The sequence below is a fragment of the Pseudomonas sp. B6001 genome (assembly GCF_013386015.1).
Taxonomy (GTDB): domain Bacteria; phylum Pseudomonadota; class Gammaproteobacteria; order Pseudomonadales; family Pseudomonadaceae; genus Aquipseudomonas.
Genome location: NZ_JACAOX010000002.1, coordinates 207,182 through 222,977, shown reverse-complemented (window position 1 = coordinate 222,977; position 15,796 = coordinate 207,182). Strand labels below are relative to the sequence as shown.

At 62.8% G+C, this 15,796-nt stretch carries 20 protein-coding genes; 16 read left to right on the top strand and 4 right to left on the bottom strand.

Features of this window, described 5'->3' with window-relative positions; translation table 11 throughout:
- The first annotated feature begins 93 nt into the window (after nucleotides 1-93).
- The 12 genes from HX821_RS03340 (at nucleotide 94) to madM (ending at nucleotide 9,175) form a co-directional block, all read left to right on the top strand.
- Nucleotides 94-420: a DUF6124 family protein gene (locus tag HX821_RS03340; RefSeq protein WP_177028013.1), complete on the top strand. Its 327-nt coding sequence runs from the start codon at nucleotides 94-96 to the stop codon at nucleotides 418-420.
- Between the two features lie 62 nt (nucleotides 421-482).
- On the top strand, nucleotides 483-1,112 hold the full coding sequence (locus HX821_RS03335) for a nucleotidyltransferase domain-containing protein (protein WP_177035292.1): 630 nt from the start codon (nucleotides 483-485) through the stop codon (nucleotides 1,110-1,112).
- The gene (locus HX821_RS03330) at nucleotides 1,075-1,503 is read left to right on the top strand and encodes a hypothetical protein (RefSeq protein ID WP_003216800.1); all 429 of its coding nucleotides are present in this window, start codon (nucleotides 1,075-1,077) and stop codon (nucleotides 1,501-1,503) included. The genes HX821_RS03335 and HX821_RS03330 overlap by 38 nt, the downstream gene beginning before the upstream one ends.
- 327 nt (nucleotides 1,504-1,830) lie before the next feature.
- Nucleotides 1,831-3,501 (top strand): malonate decarboxylase subunit alpha, encoded by a 1,671-nt coding sequence (gene mdcA / locus HX821_RS03325; RefSeq protein ID WP_023659312.1) that lies wholly within the window; start codon nucleotides 1,831-1,833, stop codon nucleotides 3,499-3,501.
- Complete coding sequence (locus tag HX821_RS03320; RefSeq protein ID WP_008434131.1) at nucleotides 3,502-4,350, top strand: triphosphoribosyl-dephospho-CoA synthase; 849 nt, start codon at nucleotides 3,502-3,504, stop codon at nucleotides 4,348-4,350.
- Nucleotides 4,350-4,649, top strand: a complete 300-nt coding sequence (locus HX821_RS03315; protein ID WP_003216806.1) for a malonate decarboxylase subunit delta — start codon at nucleotides 4,350-4,352, stop codon at nucleotides 4,647-4,649. The genes HX821_RS03320 and HX821_RS03315 overlap by 1 nt, the downstream gene beginning before the upstream one ends.
- Nucleotides 4,642-5,484: a biotin-independent malonate decarboxylase subunit beta gene (locus HX821_RS03310; RefSeq protein ID WP_102370090.1), complete on the top strand. Its 843-nt coding sequence runs from the start codon at nucleotides 4,642-4,644 to the stop codon at nucleotides 5,482-5,484. Before HX821_RS03315 ends, HX821_RS03310 begins: the two co-directional genes overlap by 8 nt.
- Complete coding sequence (gene mdcE / locus HX821_RS03305; protein ID WP_177035291.1) at nucleotides 5,481-6,257, top strand: biotin-independent malonate decarboxylase subunit gamma; 777 nt, start codon at nucleotides 5,481-5,483, stop codon at nucleotides 6,255-6,257. The genes HX821_RS03310 and mdcE overlap by 4 nt, the downstream gene beginning before the upstream one ends.
- Nucleotides 6,251-6,847 (top strand): malonate decarboxylase holo-ACP synthase, encoded by a 597-nt coding sequence (locus tag HX821_RS03300; protein WP_177035290.1) that lies wholly within the window; start codon nucleotides 6,251-6,253, stop codon nucleotides 6,845-6,847. The genes mdcE and HX821_RS03300 overlap by 7 nt, the downstream gene beginning before the upstream one ends.
- Nucleotides 6,844-7,749 (top strand): malonate decarboxylase subunit epsilon, encoded by a 906-nt coding sequence (gene mdcH, locus HX821_RS03295; RefSeq protein WP_177035289.1) that lies wholly within the window; start codon nucleotides 6,844-6,846, stop codon nucleotides 7,747-7,749. The genes HX821_RS03300 and mdcH overlap by 4 nt, the downstream gene beginning before the upstream one ends.
- 246 nt (nucleotides 7,750-7,995) lie before the next feature.
- Entirely contained in the window at nucleotides 7,996-8,409 is a 414-nt protein-coding gene (gene madL / locus HX821_RS03290) for a malonate transporter subunit MadL (protein ID WP_177035288.1), read from the top strand.
- A 1-nt stretch (nucleotide 8,410) separates the two neighbouring features.
- Nucleotides 8,411-9,175, top strand: a complete 765-nt coding sequence (madM, locus tag HX821_RS03285; protein WP_003216820.1) for a malonate transporter subunit MadM — start codon at nucleotides 8,411-8,413, stop codon at nucleotides 9,173-9,175.
- Nucleotides 9,176-9,331: 156 nt separating this feature from the next.
- Here the strand turns inward: madM and HX821_RS03280 are convergent, their stop codons facing one another.
- From HX821_RS03280 to HX821_RS03270, 3 genes are read right to left on the bottom strand one after another with little or no spacing between them, the layout of a single operon-like run.
- Entirely contained in the window at nucleotides 9,332-10,246 is a 915-nt protein-coding gene (locus HX821_RS03280; protein WP_003216822.1) for a LysR substrate-binding domain-containing protein, read from the bottom strand.
- Between the two features lie 37 nt (nucleotides 10,247-10,283).
- Entirely contained in the window at nucleotides 10,284-10,826 is a 543-nt protein-coding gene (locus tag HX821_RS03275; RefSeq protein WP_134327458.1) for a chromate transporter, read from the bottom strand.
- Nucleotides 10,826-11,392, bottom strand: coding sequence for a chromate transporter (locus HX821_RS03270; protein ID WP_003216826.1), 567 nt, complete (start codon nucleotides 11,390-11,392; stop codon nucleotides 10,826-10,828). Before HX821_RS03270 ends, HX821_RS03275 begins: the two co-directional genes overlap by 1 nt.
- 235 nt (nucleotides 11,393-11,627) lie before the next feature.
- Between HX821_RS03270 and HX821_RS03265 the strand changes: the two genes are divergently transcribed.
- Nucleotides 11,628-12,245, top strand: coding sequence for a hemolysin III family protein (locus tag HX821_RS03265; protein ID WP_003216828.1), 618 nt, complete (start codon nucleotides 11,628-11,630; stop codon nucleotides 12,243-12,245).
- On the opposite strand, the gene HX821_RS03260 is transcribed toward HX821_RS03265, so the two are convergent.
- Nucleotides 12,240-13,142, bottom strand: coding sequence for a LysR family transcriptional regulator (locus tag HX821_RS03260; RefSeq protein ID WP_177020237.1), 903 nt, complete (start codon nucleotides 13,140-13,142; stop codon nucleotides 12,240-12,242). The genes HX821_RS03265 and HX821_RS03260 overlap by 6 nt on opposite strands.
- A 108-nt stretch (nucleotides 13,143-13,250) precedes the next feature.
- Here HX821_RS03260 and HX821_RS03255 point away from each other — a divergent pair, with 108 nt between their 5' ends.
- From HX821_RS03255 to HX821_RS03245, 3 genes are read left to right on the top strand one after another with little or no spacing between them, the layout of a single operon-like run.
- Complete coding sequence (locus HX821_RS03255; protein WP_177009104.1) at nucleotides 13,251-14,492, top strand: D-amino acid dehydrogenase; 1,242 nt, start codon at nucleotides 13,251-13,253, stop codon at nucleotides 14,490-14,492.
- A 10-nt stretch (nucleotides 14,493-14,502) separates the two neighbouring features.
- A complete protein-coding gene (locus tag HX821_RS03250; RefSeq protein WP_087693233.1) occupies nucleotides 14,503-14,856 on the top strand; it encodes a RidA family protein in 354 nt (117 codons plus the stop codon).
- A gap of 27 nt (nucleotides 14,857-14,883) precedes the next feature.
- Nucleotides 14,884-15,786 carry a transporter substrate-binding domain-containing protein gene (locus HX821_RS03245; RefSeq protein WP_177035287.1) on the top strand — a complete coding sequence of 301 codons (903 nt, stop codon included), beginning with the start codon at nucleotides 14,884-14,886 and terminating at the stop codon, nucleotides 15,784-15,786.
- The last annotated feature ends 10 nt before the right edge of the window (nucleotides 15,787-15,796 follow it).

Genomic DNA, 15,796 nt, shown 5'->3' with positions numbered 1-15,796 from the left:
TGCCCGGTCTTGCACACCTGCGCACAGCTGCCACCTTATTCGCGTGCAAGCGGACGGTGTCAGCTTCCCTAATACATATCGGAGCTGCACATCATGTTCAAACCTACCCCCAATCCGCCCCACAACACCGAAATCGAACACCGCAAACTCCAGGCCGCCGCCGAGCGTGCCATGGATCATTACTTTCCGCCTTCGGCTTCATCTTCACTCTTTACCGTCACCCCCTCTCAATCCACCGAAGCCCTGCTGGCCAACGCTTCTGAAACCTTTGCCTCACTCAACGCCCTGACTTCCAACCTGGCCTTTGAATTGGAAGGTTCCCAGCGCGGCGTGGTGCTGGCCATTCAGCAGATGAGTGAGCTGGGGCAGTTACTGGTTGATCAGGCACTGGAGCAGGTTGCTCCTTCTTGCGCAGCCTAAAAACTTGATCGTTCCCAAAAAGGGACCTATCGTTCCCTTTTTGGGACTCTTCGGTCGCTGCCATGCAAACCCTGCCCCTTAGCACTGCGCTATTCACCGTGACTCAGCAGAAAGTCTTGGGTTTGCTCTTTGGCAAGCCCGACCATAGCTTCTTCACCAATGAAATCGCCCGCTGGGCAAAGGTGGGCAAGGGCAGCCTGACCCGCGAGCTGGAGCGTTTGCAGTTGGCAGGCATCCTGACGGTGACGCGCCAGGGCAACCAAACCCACTACCAGGCCAACCCGCAGTGCCCCGTTTACTCGGAGCTGTTGGCCATCGTGCGCAAGACCCTGAGCCTGGATGAGCCATTGCGCAACGCACTGGCTCCATTTGCCACGCAACTGAAGTGGGCATTTATCTACGGTTCCATCGCCAAGGGCGAGGCGCACTCATCCAGTGACATAGATCTGATGCTGATCGGCGAAAGCCTCAACTACAGTGAAGTCATGGAGCAGCTCATGCCGCTGGAAGAGCAACTGGGCCGCACCATCAACCCGACGCTCTATACCCCCGAAGACTGGATCGGCAAATGGAATGCCGGTCATAGTTTTGTGCAGCGGGTGGCGGAGCAGGACAAGATCAACCTGATTGGGGAAAACCCCGTGGAGTCCAAGGATGGACAGCAAGGCCAACCTGGAGAACCTGCAACGTAGTGGTGGCTTGAAGGCTGAGCCGCCGGATCGCACGGAATGTGATGGGTTGATGCGCTCTGCCCGTGATCGATTGAAGGACGCCAAAACCCCGCAATTATCTTTCGCCAGCCGTTTTGATTTGGCTTACAACGCGGCCCACGCAATCGCCCTCACAGCCTTGCGCTTGCACGGCTATCGCTCGGACAAGCGCTATCTGGTGTTCCAATGCCTGCTTCATACCACCGCAGCCAACAAGGTTCAGGTAAGACTGTTTGCGCTATGCCACGAGCGCCGCAACCTGGCGGAATATGAAGGGTATATGGATGAGGATGAGGGGTTGTTGGAGCAACTGATTGCGCATACTCAAGCGCTATTGAAGGAGGTCGAACAGTGGGTGACTAACCAGAAATAGCGGCTTGGGTGATGAAGCGAGATCAGTCCCAAAAAGGGACTGATCGTTCCCATTTTGGGACTTCTGCGTACGTTCTCCCGAACAGCGCTGAGCAAATGTGGGAGCGGGCTTGCTCGCGAATGCGGTGTGTCAGTACCCGATTTATCAACTGACCCACCGCATTCGCGAGCAAGCCCGCTCCCACATTTGAACTGTGTTGAGCCCGAGCCTCAGCGTTTGCTAATGAACCATTACTCCAATCGTAACGGTTCACCGCCCAGCTTGATTGATGCCCCCCCAATACCCTCCTAAGGTACAGCCCACGACAGCAAATCCCGTGGAGCGACCATGACAACAACAACTTCCCCCGACTCGCGCTGGACGCGGCGGCGCGATGAGAAGCAGCGCCGCCTCGCATTGGTGCGATCCTTCGCCGATGGCGCCGTGCTCCCCAGCGAGCGCATTGTCGAAGCCCTGGAAGCCCTGATCCTCCCCGGCGACCGCGTGGTGCTGGAAGGCAACAACCAGAAGCAGGCCGATTTCCTCTCGCGCTCCCTGGCCAAGGCCGACCCCGCCAAGCTCCACGACCTGCACATGATCATGCCCAGCGTCGGCCGCTCCGAGCACCTGGACCTGTTTGAAAAGGGCATCGCCCGCAAGCTGGATTTCTCCTTCGCCGGCACCCAGTCCCTGCGCATCAGCCAGTTGCTGGAAGACGGCCTGTTGGAAATCGGCGCGATCCACACCTACATCGAACTCTACGCACGGCTGGTGGTGGACCTGATCCCCAACGTGGTCCTGTCGGCCGGCTTCATGGCCGACCGCGCCGGTAATATCTACACCGGCCCCAGCACTGAAGACACGCCAGCGCTGATCGAGCCGGCCGCCTTCAGCGATGGCATCGTCATCGTCCAGGTCAACCAACTGGTGGATGACGTCACCGACCTGCCTCGCGTCGACATCCCCGCGAGCTGGGTCGATTTCGTGGTGGTCGCTGACAAGCCCTTCTACATCGAACCGCTGTTCACCCGCGACCCACGCCACATCAAGCCCGTGCATGTGTTGATGGCGATGATGGCGATCCGCGGCATCTATGAAAAACACAACGTTCAATCGCTGAACCACGGCATCGGTTTCAACACCGCCGCCATCGAATTGATCCTGCCGACCTACGGTGAATCCCTGGGCCTGAAGGGCAAGATCTGTCGCAACTGGACCCTCAACCCGCACCCAACCTTGATCCCGGCCATCGAAAGCGGCTGGGTCGAAAGCGTGCATTGCTTCGGCACCGAACTGGGCATGGAGAACTACATCGCCGCCCGGCCGGATGTGTTCTTCACGGGTCGCGACGGCTCGCTGCGTTCCAACCGGATGTTCTGCCAACTGGCCGGCCAATACGCGGTGGACCTGTTTATCGGCGCCACCTTACAGGTCGATGGGGACGGGCATTCCTCCACCGTTACCCGTGGCCGCCTCGCCGGTTTTGGTGGTGCGCCGAACATGGGCCACGACCCGCGCGGTCGCCGCCATGGCACACCCGCCTGGCTCGACATGCGCCACGACGACGCTCCCGAGGCCTTGCTCGAACGCGGCAAAAAGCTCGTGGTGCAGATGGTCGAGACCTTCCAGGAAGGCGGCAAACCCACCTTTGTCGAAACCCTCGACGCGGTGGAAGTCGCCCGCAAAAGCGGCATGCCCCTGGCGCCGATCATGATCTACGGCGATGACGTCACGCACCTGCTCACCGAAGAAGGCATCGCCTACCTGTACAAGGCCCGTTCCCTGGAAGAGCGCCAGGCGATGATCGCCGCCGTGGCCGGGGTGACCGCCATCGGCTTGCGCCACAACCCCAAGGACACCGCACGCATGCGTCGCGAAGGCTTGATTGCGCTGCCCGAAGACCTCGGCATCCGCCGCACCGATGCCACCCGCGAGCTGCTGGCCGCCAAGAGCGTGGCCGATCTGGTGGAGTGGTCCGGTGGCTTGTACAACCCGCCCGCCAAGTTCAGGAGCTGGTAAATGCACGCACTCAAACTGCACGACCTGACGCTGGCCGAACGCCTGGCCGACATGGCCGTCGACGCCTTGATTGATGAGGCGGACCTGTCGCCGAAACCCGCCCTGGTAGACCGTCGCGGCAACGGCGCCCATACCGATTTGCACCTCGGCTTGATGCACGCCTCGGCGCTGTCGCTGTGGCCGGCGTTCAAGGAAATGGCCGAGGCCGCTGTCGAATTTGGCGAAGTCGGTTTGCCCCTGCGTGAAGCCCTCGGGCGCATCGGTCGCGAAGGTGAACAGGCGATGCTCGTCACCACCAGCGGCGTAAATACCCATCGCGGCGCGATCTGGGCCCTCGGCCTGTTAGTCGCCGCTGCCGCACTGCAACCCGAATCCTGCACTGCCAGCGCGGTGACGTTGCGCGCCGCCCGCCTGGCCTTGCTCAACGACCGTTACGCACCGCAACCGCTGAGCCACGGCGCCCAGGTCGCACAACGCTACGGCGCACGCGGTGCTCGCGAAGAAGCGCAATTGGGCTTCCCGTCAGTGCTACAGCGCGGCCTGCCACAGCTGAAAAAAAGCCGCCTGCAACAACACGGCGAACAGAACGCGCGCCTCGACGCCTTGCTGGCGATCATGACGGACCTGGCCGACACCTGCGTGCTCTACCGCGCCGGCCCTGAAGGCTTGCAGGCCATGCAGCAGGGCGCCCAAGCCGTACTGGACGCCGGCGGCAGCGCAAGCCTCGCCGGCCGCCGCCAACTGCATGAGCTGGACCAGCAACTGCTGGCGCTGAATGCCTCCCCCGGTGGCGCCGCCGACCTGTTGGCCGCCTGCCTGTTTATCGACCGCCTCGACGGAGCGCTGTGATGGAAACCTTATCCTTTGAATTCCCCGCCGGGCAGCCCGCCAAGGGCCGCGCGCTGGTAGGCTGCGTCGGCTCCGGCGACCTCGAAGTGCTGCTGGAACCGGGCACCGCCGGCACCCTGACGATCCAGGTGCAGACCTCGGTGAACGGTGCGCAGCTGCGTTGGCAGCATCTGTTCGAACGGATCTTCCAGGAACAGACACCCCCCGCATTGAACATCGATATCCACGACTTCGGCGCCACACCCGGCGTGGTGCGCTTGCGCCTGGAGCAAGGCTTCGAGGAGATCGGTCATGACTGACTTGCTGAACAAACACAGCTTCGTCGAACTCGGCGCCCGGCAACGAGCCAAGGCCTTGCTCGACGCGGGCAGCTATCGCGAACTGATCGACCCGTTCCAGCGCGTCATGTCGCCGTGGCTGAGCCGCCAGGGCGTGGTGCCGCAGGCAGATGACGGCGTGGTGATCGCCAAGGGCAGCATCGCCGGCTTGCCGGTGGTCATCGCGGCCATCGAAGGCAATTTCCAGGGCGGCAGTCTCGGTGAAGTCGGCGGCGCAAAGATGGCCGGTGCACTGGAGTTGGCTGCTGAAGACAACCGCAACGGTATCCCTACTCGCGCGATCCTGCTGCTGGAAACCGGCGGCGTGCGCTTGCAGGAAGCCAACCTGGGCTTGGCTGCCATCGCCGATATCCATGCGGCGATTGTCGACCTGCGCCAGTACCAGCCGGTGATCGGCGTGGTGGCGGGCAGCGTCGGTTGTTTTGGCGGCATGTCCATCGCGGCAGGCTTGTGCAGTTATCTGCTGGTGACCCGTGAGGCGCGCCTTGGCCTGAACGGCCCGCAGGTGATCGAGCAGGAAGCCGGCCTTGAAGAATACGACTCCCGTGACCGGCCCTTCATCTGGAGCCTGACCGGCGGTGAGCAGCGTTTCAACAGTGGCTTGGCCGACCGGTATGTGGCCGACGACGTGGCGCAGATTCAGCAGCAGATCACTGAGTTGCTGCAACAAGGCTTGCCGGAAAACCAGCGCAGCCGTCAGGTTGATCACTATCTGGAACGCCTGGCCGCACTGAACGCCGAACCGCAAATCGACCCGGCGACGGTTCGCGATCTGTATCAGGGAGAACGCTCATGAGAGGTTTGCAGTGGTTCAACGCATTGAGCGGCGACGCAGCGCCAGTGAGCGGTTTGCCGAACTCGCTGAAAGTTGCCGACGGTGTGCTCGGTGATCAGCCAGTGCGCTTTATCGCGGTGGTCACCGACCCGCAAAACCGCTTCCCTCGCGCTCGCAACGGTGAAGTCGGTTTGCTGGAAGGCTGGGGTTTGGCCAAGGCGGTTGATGAAGCGATCGATACCGGCGACAAGCGTCCGCTGATTGCCATCGTGGATGTGCCGAGCCAGGCCTACGGTCGTCGCGAAGAGGCGTTGGGCATTCACCAGGCATTGGCCGCCGCTGCTGACAGCTACGCCCGTGCCCGCCTGGCCGGTCACCCAGTGATCGCGCTGCTGGTGGGCAAGGCGATGTCCGGCGCCTTCCTCGCCCATGGTTACCAGGCCAACCGCCTGATTGCCCTGCGCGACCCCGGCGTGATGGTGCATGCCATGGGCAAGGCTTCGGCGGCGCGGGTAACCCTGCGCAGTGTTGAAGAGCTGGAAACCCTGGCCGCCAGCGTGCCGCCGATGGCCTATGACATCGACAACTATGCCAGCCTCGGCTTGCTCTGGGAGACCTTGTCGGTCAGCCAGATCGAGCAGCCCACCAGCGAAGATGTGGCGCGGGTCAGCGATTGCCTGGTGCAGGCGATCAAGGATGTGCAGGCCGGCGGTCGGGACCTGAGCGGTCGCCTGGGCGCCACTAACCGCGCGGCCTCCAGCCACGTGCGCCAACTGCTGCGGGAGCAATGGTGAACGCTCACGACTTGCTCTGGGGCATGACCCCGGCGCATGCGCCCGCTGATGCGCCGGCCTGGGTGCTGGAAGCATTGGCCGCTGGGCATCCGGTGGTGGTGCGGCGTGCCGTCGCGTCGCCGGGCCAAGTAGCGGTGGGGGTACGCGGGCGCTTGCGCGAGCAGCGCTTCGCCGCCGTGATGCCGATGGCGGCGGTGCAGCGGCGCGTGGTGCCGGAAGACCTGCGCGGTGTGATCTCGCCAAGGGATTTGCCGGCGTTGCAGGCCCTCGCTCAGTTGCAACCGGTGCTGGCGGGAGAGAGTTGGGGCGTCACCGGCAGTGCGGGTTTCGAGTTGGCCAGCGGCGTCGAAGCGCTGCATGCCAAGAGCGATCTGGATTTGATTCTGCGCACGCCCGAGCGCCTTGATCGCAGCGATGCAGAGGACCTGCTGGCGATACTGGATACGGCGGTGTGCGCCGTCGACCTGCAACTGCAAACGCCTTTTGGCGCGGTCGCGTTGCGTGAATGGGCCGGTGGTTCGCGTCGCGTGCTGCTGAAGAACGCCAGCGGCGCGCAGTTGGTGCTCGATCCTTGGCAGGCCTTGGCATGAGCAGCCTCCTGGCATTCCCGGGGCAGGGCGCCCAGCGTCCCGGCATGCTCCAGCAACTGCCGCGTGCGGTGCTGGACGAAGCCAGTGCTGCCCTCAATGAGGATGTGCTTACCCTGGATTCTGCCGAAGCGCTGGCCTCGACCCGTGCCGTGCAGCTCTGCCTGTTGATTGCCGGTGTGGCCAGTGCGCGTTTGCTGGAACACACCCCCGATTACGTCGCCGGCCTGTCCATTGGTGCCTATCCGGCCGCCGTGATCGCCGGCTCGCTGGACTTTGCCGACGCGTTGAAACTCGTCAGCCTGCGCGGCGAATTGATGCAACAAGCGTATCCCCACGGCTACGGCATGACCGCCCTTATCGGCCCGGACCTGTCCACCGTCGAAGCCTTGCTTGCTCAGGTCCACAGCCCGCAAGCCCCGGTTTACCTGGCCAATATCAATGCCGACAACCAGACGGTCATCGCCGGCAGCGATGAGGCCATGAAGGCGGTCGCCAATCTGGTGCGCGGCAACGGCGTCGCCAAACGCCTGGCCGTCAGCGTGCCGTCTCATTGCGTACTGCTGGAAAAACCCGCCGAGGCCCTGGCCGAAGCATTCGCCCAAGTGACACTGAAACCGCCGAGCATCACCTACCTGAGCAGCACCCGCGCCCGGCCGATCCACAACAGCGAACACCTGCGCGACGACCTCGCCTTCAACATGTGCCGCATCGTCGACTGGCGCGGCACCGTGCAAAGCGCCTTCGAGCGCGGTGTGCGCCTGCATATCGAACTGCCTCCCGGTGCCGTGCTTACAGGCCTTGCGCGCCGGGTGTTCGAGCAAGGCACCGCCATCGCCTTCGAAGGCGCCCGCCTGGACACCTTGCAGGCCTTGCTGCGAGAGGAGGGAAACCATCACCGATAGAGCTCCACCAAGGCTGATGCTGGTCGGTCAAGAGATAGAGCGGGTCACCAACGACCTGTGGCGAGGGAGCGTGCTCCCGTTGGAGTGCGCAGCGCTCCGAGGATTTCAGGGCCGCTACGCAGCCCAACGGGAGCAAGCTCCCTCGCCACAGGTACGGTATTCATCTTTATCGGATCGGCATTGCCGCCCAAGGCTTTCGAAGCACAAAAACAACAATTTCGATGAAGCACTTTGAGGACAACCATCATGATTATTTACGGTGTGGCGTTGCTGGCGATCTGCATGTTGGCCGGCGTGATTCTGGGCGACATGCTCGGCGTGTTGCTGGGAGTCAAATCCAACGTGGGCGGGGTGGGCATCGCAATGATCCTGCTGATCTGCGCACGGTTGTGGATGCACAAACACGGCGGCATGACCAAGGAATGTGAGATGGGTGTCGGCTTCTGGGGTGCCATGTACATCCCGGTGGTGGTGGCGATGGCGGCGCAACAGAACGTGGTCACCGCGCTGCACGGCGGCCCGGTGGCGGTGCTGGCGGCGATTGGTTCGGTGGTGGTGTGCGGTTGCACGATTGCCTTGATCAGCCGCACGTACAAGGGCGAACCGTTGCCCGATGAAGAGCCGCTGATTGCGGCTGCACCTGTCGCGGGAGGTCGCTGATATGTGGGAACTCATCGAGAAAGGCCTGGCAAATAACGGCTTGGTCACCGCCTTTGCATTTGTCGGCGTGGTGATGTGGATTTCGGTGGTGCTGTCCAAGCGCCTGACCTTCGGACGCATCCACGGCTCAGCCATCGCGATTGTGATCGGGCTGGTGCTGGCCTGGGTGGGCGGTACCTTGACCGGCGGGCAGAAAGGCCTGGCGGATGTGGCGCTGTTTTCCGGGATCGGCTTGATGGGCGGCGCCATGCTGCGGGACTTTGCCATCGTGGCCACGGCGTTTGAAGTACAGGCCACCGAGGCGCGCAAGGCCGGCTTGATTGGTGCGATTGCCTTGCTGTTGGGGACGGTGCTGCCGTTTATCGTGGGCGCGAGTATCGCCTGGGCGTTTGGTTATCGCGATGCGATCAGCATGACCACCATCGGCGCGGGCGCGGTGACGTACATCGTCGGGCCGGTGACCGGGGCGGCGTTGGGTGCAAGCTCGGATGTGGTGGCGCTGTCCATCGCGACTGGGTTGATCAAGGCGATCCTGGTGATGGTGGGCACGCCCATGGCGGCACGCTGGATGGGCTTGGATAACCCGCGCTCGGCGATGGTGTTCGGTGGTTTGGCCGGCACGGTGAGCGGTGTGACGGCAGGCCTGGCGGCGACGGACCGGCGGTTGGTGCCGTATGGCGCACTGACCGCCACCTTTCACACCGGGCTTGGGTGCTTGCTGGGGCCGTCGGTGCTGTACTTCATCGTGCGCGGGATTGTCGGCTGACCCGAGAGGTGTCGACCGCTTTTGTGGCGAGGGAGCTTGCTCCCGCTGGAGCGCGAAGCGGTCCCAATGCATTCTTCCTGAAACAACGCGGGCGCTGATTTTACGACTGCTGCGCAGCCGAGCGGGAGCAAGCTCCCTCGCCACAGGGGATCATTGTCAGGTTTGGCGGTTCGCATACATCCGGCACTCCGCCAACAGCGCGAGCAGGTTCGGGTCGCGCTCCTTGGCTTTCAGAAACACCACGCCAATGTGCTGCTGCAAACGGTAGCGCGGTTGCAGGGGAATCAGCTTGACCCGGTTCTCGTACACCGCCGCAATCCGTCCCGGCAGCAGCGCATAACCCACGCCCGAGCTGACCATGCTCAGCAGGGTGAAGATGTCGTTGACCTGCATCGCCACCTTCGGCTCGAACCCTGCCTGCTTGAATACGCGGTTGCCGTCCTGGTGGGTGGCGAAGCCTTGGGTGAGGGTGATGAAGGTGGCGTCGCGCACGTCCGCCAGGTCGATTTCCTGTTCACGGTCGAAGGGTGAATCGGCCGGGGTGGCGAGGAAGATGTCGTCGGAAAACAGCGCGATCTGCTCGCAGTCCGGATCGTTGGCGTGCTCGTCGAGGGAGATCAGGATCGCATCGACTTCCATGTTCTTCAGCTTGTACAGCAGGTCGAAATTGGAGCCGAGGATCAGGTCGATATTCAGCTCGCTACGGCGAATCTTCAGCCCCATGATCAACTGCGGCACGGTCTTCACCGTCAGCGAATACAGCGAGCCCAGCTTGAAGCGCTCGGCGGAAAAGCCGGCGGCCTCGCGGGTCACCCGCACACTGTCCACCACATCCTGCACCAGCTTCTGCGCACGCTCTTCCAGCACATAGGCGCTTTCCAGCGGCGTGAGGTTGCGCCCTTCGTGCTTGAACAGCGGGCAGCGCAGGGCGTTTTCCAGGGAGTGGATCGCCCGGTGCACGCTGACGTTGCTGGTCTGCAATTCAGCCGCCGCCCGCGCCAGGTTGCCGGTGCGCATGAACGCCAGGAAGATTTCCAGCTTCTTGAGGGTGAACTCTTCGTCGATCAGCATGGGCGTGACTCTTGTTCGAATGCCGTCGATTGTGCCCCTAAAACCAGTTCACTCCCAGCCATGCACTGCACAGGCCTAACACTACGCCGAGGATGATCAGCCAGATCGCGTTGAGTCTTGTGTAATACACCACGGCAGCGCTGGCCAGGGTCAGTACCAGGCTGGTGGCGTTGTTTTCCAGGCTGTTCATCAGGATGTAGCTGGCGGCCAGGATCAGCCCGATGGAGATCGGCAGCAGGCTGCCTTTGACCCGCTGCACCCACGGGGTTTTGCTGTGTTTTTCCAGCCAGCCGGCGCCGAGGTAGGTGAGCACCGAGCAGGGCACCAGCTTGGCGGTCAGGGCCACCAGGGCGCCGGGCAACCCGGCGGCTTGCTGGCCGATAAATACCAGGAACATGCCATTGGGCCCCGGCAAGGCCTGGGACAAGGCGAAGAAGGCGACGAACTGGGCGTCGGTGATCCAGTTCATGTCGGTGACGGTGTAGCGGTGGATATCGCTCAGGGCCACGGTGTTGCCGCCAATCGCCATCAGCGACCACAGCGCGCATTGGATCATCAGGTGAAACAGCACGCTCTGCATCAGCCAGCCACCTTCTGCTTGCCCATGAAACTCAAGGCCAGGGAGCTAGGAATGCAGATCAGCAGGACCATCCACAACGGCAGCACCAGCACCGCCATCAATACGAAGGTCAGGACGAACGCGCTGTAGTTGGCCAGGGTCCGCGGCATGGCCTTGAGCAGGCGCAAGGTGGTGCCGAGCATCAGCCCGGTGGCGATTGGCATCACCGCGCCGAAGATCTGCTGCACCACGTCATGGCTCCACCATTTGGCATAGGCGAAGCCGGCCAGCACGGTGATCAGCGAGGGGAACAGATACAAGCCGACCACGGTCACAACCGCACCCGGCAAACCGTGCAGGCGCCGACCGTAGATGATGCCGACGTTGGCGATATTCGGCCCGGGGAAGAATTGGCCGGTGGTCAGCAACTCGTTGAAGCCTTGTTCGCTGACCCACTGCCGGCGGTCGACCATCATCTGCCGCGCCCAGGGCATCACGCCGCCGAAGCCAAACAGGCCGACCATGGCGAAGTTGTAAAACAACTGCCACAGACTCGGGTGGGGCTGGGCAGGTTCGAGGTCGGGCATGGGCGTTACCGATGAGGGGCTTTTATGTAGGAGCTGGCTTGCCTGCGATAGCGTTGGGTCAGACATGCATCTGCTGCTGATACACCGCTATCGCCGGCAAGCCAGCTCCCACAGGATGAAGCGAATCATCCATCGGTGTGTGTATTTGGGCAAATGAAGAAAGGTTGTTACCTGATATTCGGTGGGTGACGTCAGAATGGTCGAGGTGATAACCGTTATTCGAGGTGAGTGACACATGTATCACGGGGAACGATTCAACGCCTGGAGCCACTTGCTCGGGGCGGTTGCGGCTTTTGTGGGTGCGGTATGGATGTTGGTGGTGGCCAGTATGGATGGCAACCCCTGGAAGATTGTCAGCGTGGCCATTTACGGTTTCACGTTGCTGGTGCTGTACAGCGCGTCGACCGTGTACCACAGCGTGCGCGGGCGCAAGAAAGCGATCATGCAGAAGGTCGATCACTTTTCGATCTACCTGCTGATCGCAGGCAGTTACACGCCGTTTTGCCTGGTGACGCTGCGCGGGCCGTGGGGCTGGACGCTGTTCGGGATTGTGTGGGGGCTGGCGGTGATCGGCATCCTGCAGGAGATCAAGCCACGCTCCGAGGCGCGGATCCTGTCGATCGTGATCTACGCCGTGATGGGCTGGATCGTGCTGGTGGCGGTCAAGCCGCTGATTGCTGCGCTGGGCCCCACGGGTTTTGCCTGGCTGGCGTCGGGCGGGGTGCTGTACACCGTGGGCATTATTTTCTTTGCCCTGGAGGACCGCCTGCGGCACTCCCACGGGATCTGGCATTTGTTCGTGATTGGCGGCAGCCTGCTGCATTTCGTGGCGATCATGGGGTACGTGTTATAGCCGGTCCAATTGCTCCTGGGCCCGGCTGCCGAAGATCTCCAACAGGCTCGCCAGCATATGCGGCGGCGGTTCGTCGGCGCGGGTCAGGGCGTACAAGGTGATTGGCAGCGGCGGCGCAAGGGGGCGAATGCAAGTAGTGGCCGGTGATGCGCCGAGGGCGGTGAACGGATCAATCACCGCCAGCCCGGCGCCGGATTCGACCATGGCCCTGGCCAGGGAATAGGTCTGCACCGCGATGCTGACCCGTGGCGGCGGGTCGACCGCTTCCAGGTAGCTGTCCAGCTTCGCCGACAACGGGTCGGCGCTGGACAGGCCAATCAACGGCGCGCCCGCCAGGGCCATCAGCGGCAACGGTTTGCCCAGCTCGTTTTCCTTCCAGTAACCCTGCGGCGCCAGCGCCACCAGCACGCCGTGGGCCAACGGCTGGGCGTTCAGCCCTGGGTGATCGGGCGGTTGCAGGGTCAGTGCCACGTCGACCTCACGCATCAACAGGTTTTGCACCAGCTCGCGGCTGTGGGCGCTGGACAGCTCGCAGGCGATGTCCGGGTAGCGTTGGGTCCATTCGCGGATGGCCGGCGGCAGCAACGACAGGGCCAGCGCCGGTGTTGCGCCGATACGCAGGCTCTGGCCCGGCTCGCGGCGCAGGTTCTGCGCCAGGCGCCGCACGCCTTGCAGGCTTTCGGTCACCTTGTCGACTTCGCGCTCCAGCGCCAGCGCTTCCGGGGTTGGCTGCAGCTTGCCGCGTATACGCAGGAACAGCGGGAACCCCAACTGCAACTCGGCGTGCTGCAGCACCTTGCTCACCGCCGGCTGCGAGACATGCAGCAACTGGGCGGCGGCGCTGATGGAACCGGTCTGGCGGATGGCCTGGAAGATTTCGATATGACGCAAGCGCATGGGCAGTCCATAACCTTTGTTTATGGGTGACCCATCTTTATTCATTGTCCCGCCGCTGTCACCTGCCTCTAACCTTCAAGCCTGACATCGCACGGTTAAGGGACGCACATGGCTCAGCAGGTTTGCATCATCGGTGGCGGGGTTATCGGCCTGGCGAGTGCCTACGCGCTGGTGCGTGCCGGCATGCAGGTGACGGTGGTCGAAGCCCGGGAAACCCTGGGCAGCGAGACCAGCTTCGCCAACGGCGGGCAATTGTCCTACCGCTATGTCGCACCGCTGGCCGACAAGGGTGTGCCGTTGCAAGCCATCGGCTGGATGCTGCGCGGTGACTCGCCGCTGAAGCTGCGCCCGCGCATGGACCCGGCGCAGTGGCGCTGGATGGCCTCGTTCCTGGGCGCCTGCCGTGGCTCGGTGAACCAGCGCAATGCGGCCCACCTGCTGCGCCTGGCGTCCTTGAGCCAGGGCACCCTGCAACGCTGGCGTGAAGAAGACCAACTGGGCGGTTTCCACTGGCGGCGCAACGGCAAGCTGGTGACCTTTCGCAGCCTCGACAGCTATGAACGCGCCTTGAATAAAGTGACCGACCCGCTGCAACAGCAAGTGCTCTCGGCGGCGGACTGCGCACGGCTGGAACCGACCCTGGACAGCGCCAGTTTTGCCGGCGGCATCTATACGCCCAATGAAGAGGTCGGCGACTGCCATGGGTTCTGCCAACAACTGGCGGCGCGCCTTGAAGCGTCGGGGCGTTGCACGTTCCTGTTGGGGCGCAAGGTGACGGCGATTCGTCACCGCGCAGGCGCCGTGCAGGCTATCGAAATGGGCAGTGAAGTCTTGCCGGTGCAGCACCTGGTGCTGGCTGCCGGGCACCGCAGCCCCGAGCTGGCCTTGCCGGGGATGTCGTTGCCGCTGTATCCCCTCAAGGGTTACAGCCTGAGCGTGCCGATTGGCGCGCAGCATCAGGCGCCGAACATCAGCATCACCGATTACGACCGCAAGATCGTCTACGCGCGCATCGGTGAGCAACTGCGGGTGGCGGCGATGGTGGATATTGTCGGCTTCGACACCCGCCTGGAACCCAAGCGCCTGGCGCTGATTAAACGCCAGGCACTTGAGACGTTCCCGCTGGCCGGTGACTACCAGCACGCGGTCGAATGGGCCGGTATGCGCCCGGCCACGCCGACCGGCGTGCCGTTGATTGGTGCCAGCGCCTACAGCAACCTGTGGCTTAACCTCGGCCACGGCGCCCTCGGGTTTACCCTGGCTTGCGGCAGCGGCCAGGTACTGGCCGAGTTGATTGGCCGGCACACCACTTCCATTGATATGCAGGGCTTCGCGCCCCGTGCCGCTTGAGGATATTTCGATGACCATCACCCGAATCAACAGCAACAGCCGCTTGTCTGGCGCCGTGGTGTTTCAGGACCTGGTGTTTTTGTCCGGCCAGGTGCCGGGCGAAGGCCGTGATGTAAAGACCCAGACCGAACAGGTGCTGGCCAGGATTGATGCGCTGCTGGCCGAGGCCGGCAGCGACAAGGATCATCTGCTGAATGCGACCATCTACCTGAACAATATCCAGGAGGGTTTTGCGCCGATGAATGAAGTCTGGTCCGCCTGGCTATCGCCGGGGCAGGCACCGACGCGTACCACGTTGCAGGCGCAGTTGGCGCGACCGGACGTGCTGGTCGAGATCAGTGTCATTGCAGTGCGCCGTACCTGAACCTTTAACCACCAACGGAGAATAACAATGCAAAAAATCACGTTGATCGGCTGCACCCTGGGGCTGTTGTTGGGGGCTCAGGCCCATGCCACCGAGGCCCCCTTGGACGGCACGCTGAGCAAGATCGCCAACGCCAGGAGCATCACCCTCGGCTACCGCGATGCCTCGGTGCCGTTTTCCTATGTGGGGGATCACAGCGGCAAGCCCATGGGCTATTCGGTGGAGCTGGCGAACAAGATCGTCGAGCGTATCCAGCAGAAAACCGGTGTGCCGAAGCTCAACGTGAAGTACAACCTGGTGACTTCCCAGACCCGCATAGCCCTGGTGCAAAACGGCACCGTGGACCTGGAATGCGGTTCCACCGGCGTGACCGCCGAGCGGCAGAAGCAGGTGGCGTTTTCCTACGGGTTTATCTACGTGAAGGGCCAGTTGCTGACCGCCAACGATAGCGGCATCAAAAGTTTCGCCGACCTGCGGGACAAGAACGTGGTGACCACTGCCGGCACCACCAACGAACGCTTTCTCAAGAGCTACAACGTAGATCACAAACTGAACATGTCGGTGATCAGCGCCAAGGACCACGGCGAAGCCTTCCAGATGCTGCAATCCGGCCGGGCGGCGGCGTTCTACATGGATGACGCGTTGCTCTACGGCGAGCGCGCCAAGGCGAGGGACCCGCACAAGTGGGTGGTGGTCGGGGAAGAACAGTCGCGGGAAATCTACAGCTGCATGGTGCGCAAGGACGACCCGCAGTTTCTCGCGGTGGTCAATGAGACCCTGGCCGGGCTGTACAGCTCGGGGGAGATCAACGGCATTTACCAGCGCTGGTTTGAGCAGCCGATCCCGCCCAAGGGCCTGAACCTGGAATTCCCGATGACCAGTGAGTTGAAGGCGATTATTGCGACGCCTGTGAGTGACCCAGTGGAGTAGCGGAGTGCAA

Coding starts and splice junctions, on each gene's coding strand:
- HX821_RS03275 (WP_134327458.1), bottom strand. CDS start 10,826: ATGCAGAGCGTGCTGTTTCACCTGATGATCCAATGCGCGCTGTGGTCG.
- HX821_RS03300 (WP_177035290.1), top strand. CDS start 6,251: ATGGTGAACGCTCACGACTTGCTCTGGGGCATGACCCCGGCGCATGCG.
- mdcH (WP_177035289.1), top strand. CDS start 6,844: ATGAGCAGCCTCCTGGCATTCCCGGGGCAGGGCGCCCAGCGTCCCGGC.
- HX821_RS03330 (WP_003216800.1), top strand. CDS start 1,075: ATGGACAGCAAGGCCAACCTGGAGAACCTGCAACGTAGTGGTGGCTTG.
- mdcA (WP_023659312.1), top strand. CDS start 1,831: ATGACAACAACAACTTCCCCCGACTCGCGCTGGACGCGGCGGCGCGAT.
- HX821_RS03250 (WP_087693233.1), top strand. CDS start 14,503: ATGACCATCACCCGAATCAACAGCAACAGCCGCTTGTCTGGCGCCGTG.
- HX821_RS03270 (WP_003216826.1), bottom strand. CDS start 11,392: ATGCCCGACCTCGAACCTGCCCAGCCCCACCCGAGTCTGTGGCAGTTG.
- madM (WP_003216820.1), top strand. CDS start 8,411: ATGTGGGAACTCATCGAGAAAGGCCTGGCAAATAACGGCTTGGTCACC.
- HX821_RS03255 (WP_177009104.1), top strand. CDS start 13,251: ATGGCTCAGCAGGTTTGCATCATCGGTGGCGGGGTTATCGGCCTGGCG.
- mdcE (WP_177035291.1), top strand. CDS start 5,481: ATGAGAGGTTTGCAGTGGTTCAACGCATTGAGCGGCGACGCAGCGCCA.
- HX821_RS03245 (WP_177035287.1), top strand. CDS start 14,884: ATGCAAAAAATCACGTTGATCGGCTGCACCCTGGGGCTGTTGTTGGGG.
- HX821_RS03265 (WP_003216828.1), top strand. CDS start 11,628: ATGTATCACGGGGAACGATTCAACGCCTGGAGCCACTTGCTCGGGGCG.
- HX821_RS03310 (WP_102370090.1), top strand. CDS start 4,642: ATGACTGACTTGCTGAACAAACACAGCTTCGTCGAACTCGGCGCCCGG.
- madL (WP_177035288.1), top strand. CDS start 7,996: ATGATTATTTACGGTGTGGCGTTGCTGGCGATCTGCATGTTGGCCGGC.
- HX821_RS03315 (WP_003216806.1), top strand. CDS start 4,350: ATGGAAACCTTATCCTTTGAATTCCCCGCCGGGCAGCCCGCCAAGGGC.
- HX821_RS03335 (WP_177035292.1), top strand. CDS start 483: ATGCAAACCCTGCCCCTTAGCACTGCGCTATTCACCGTGACTCAGCAG.
- HX821_RS03260 (WP_177020237.1), bottom strand. CDS start 13,142: ATGCGCTTGCGTCATATCGAAATCTTCCAGGCCATCCGCCAGACCGGT.
- HX821_RS03280 (WP_003216822.1), bottom strand. CDS start 10,246: ATGCTGATCGACGAAGAGTTCACCCTCAAGAAGCTGGAAATCTTCCTG.
- HX821_RS03340 (WP_177028013.1), top strand. CDS start 94: ATGTTCAAACCTACCCCCAATCCGCCCCACAACACCGAAATCGAACAC.
- HX821_RS03320 (WP_008434131.1), top strand. CDS start 3,502: ATGCACGCACTCAAACTGCACGACCTGACGCTGGCCGAACGCCTGGCC.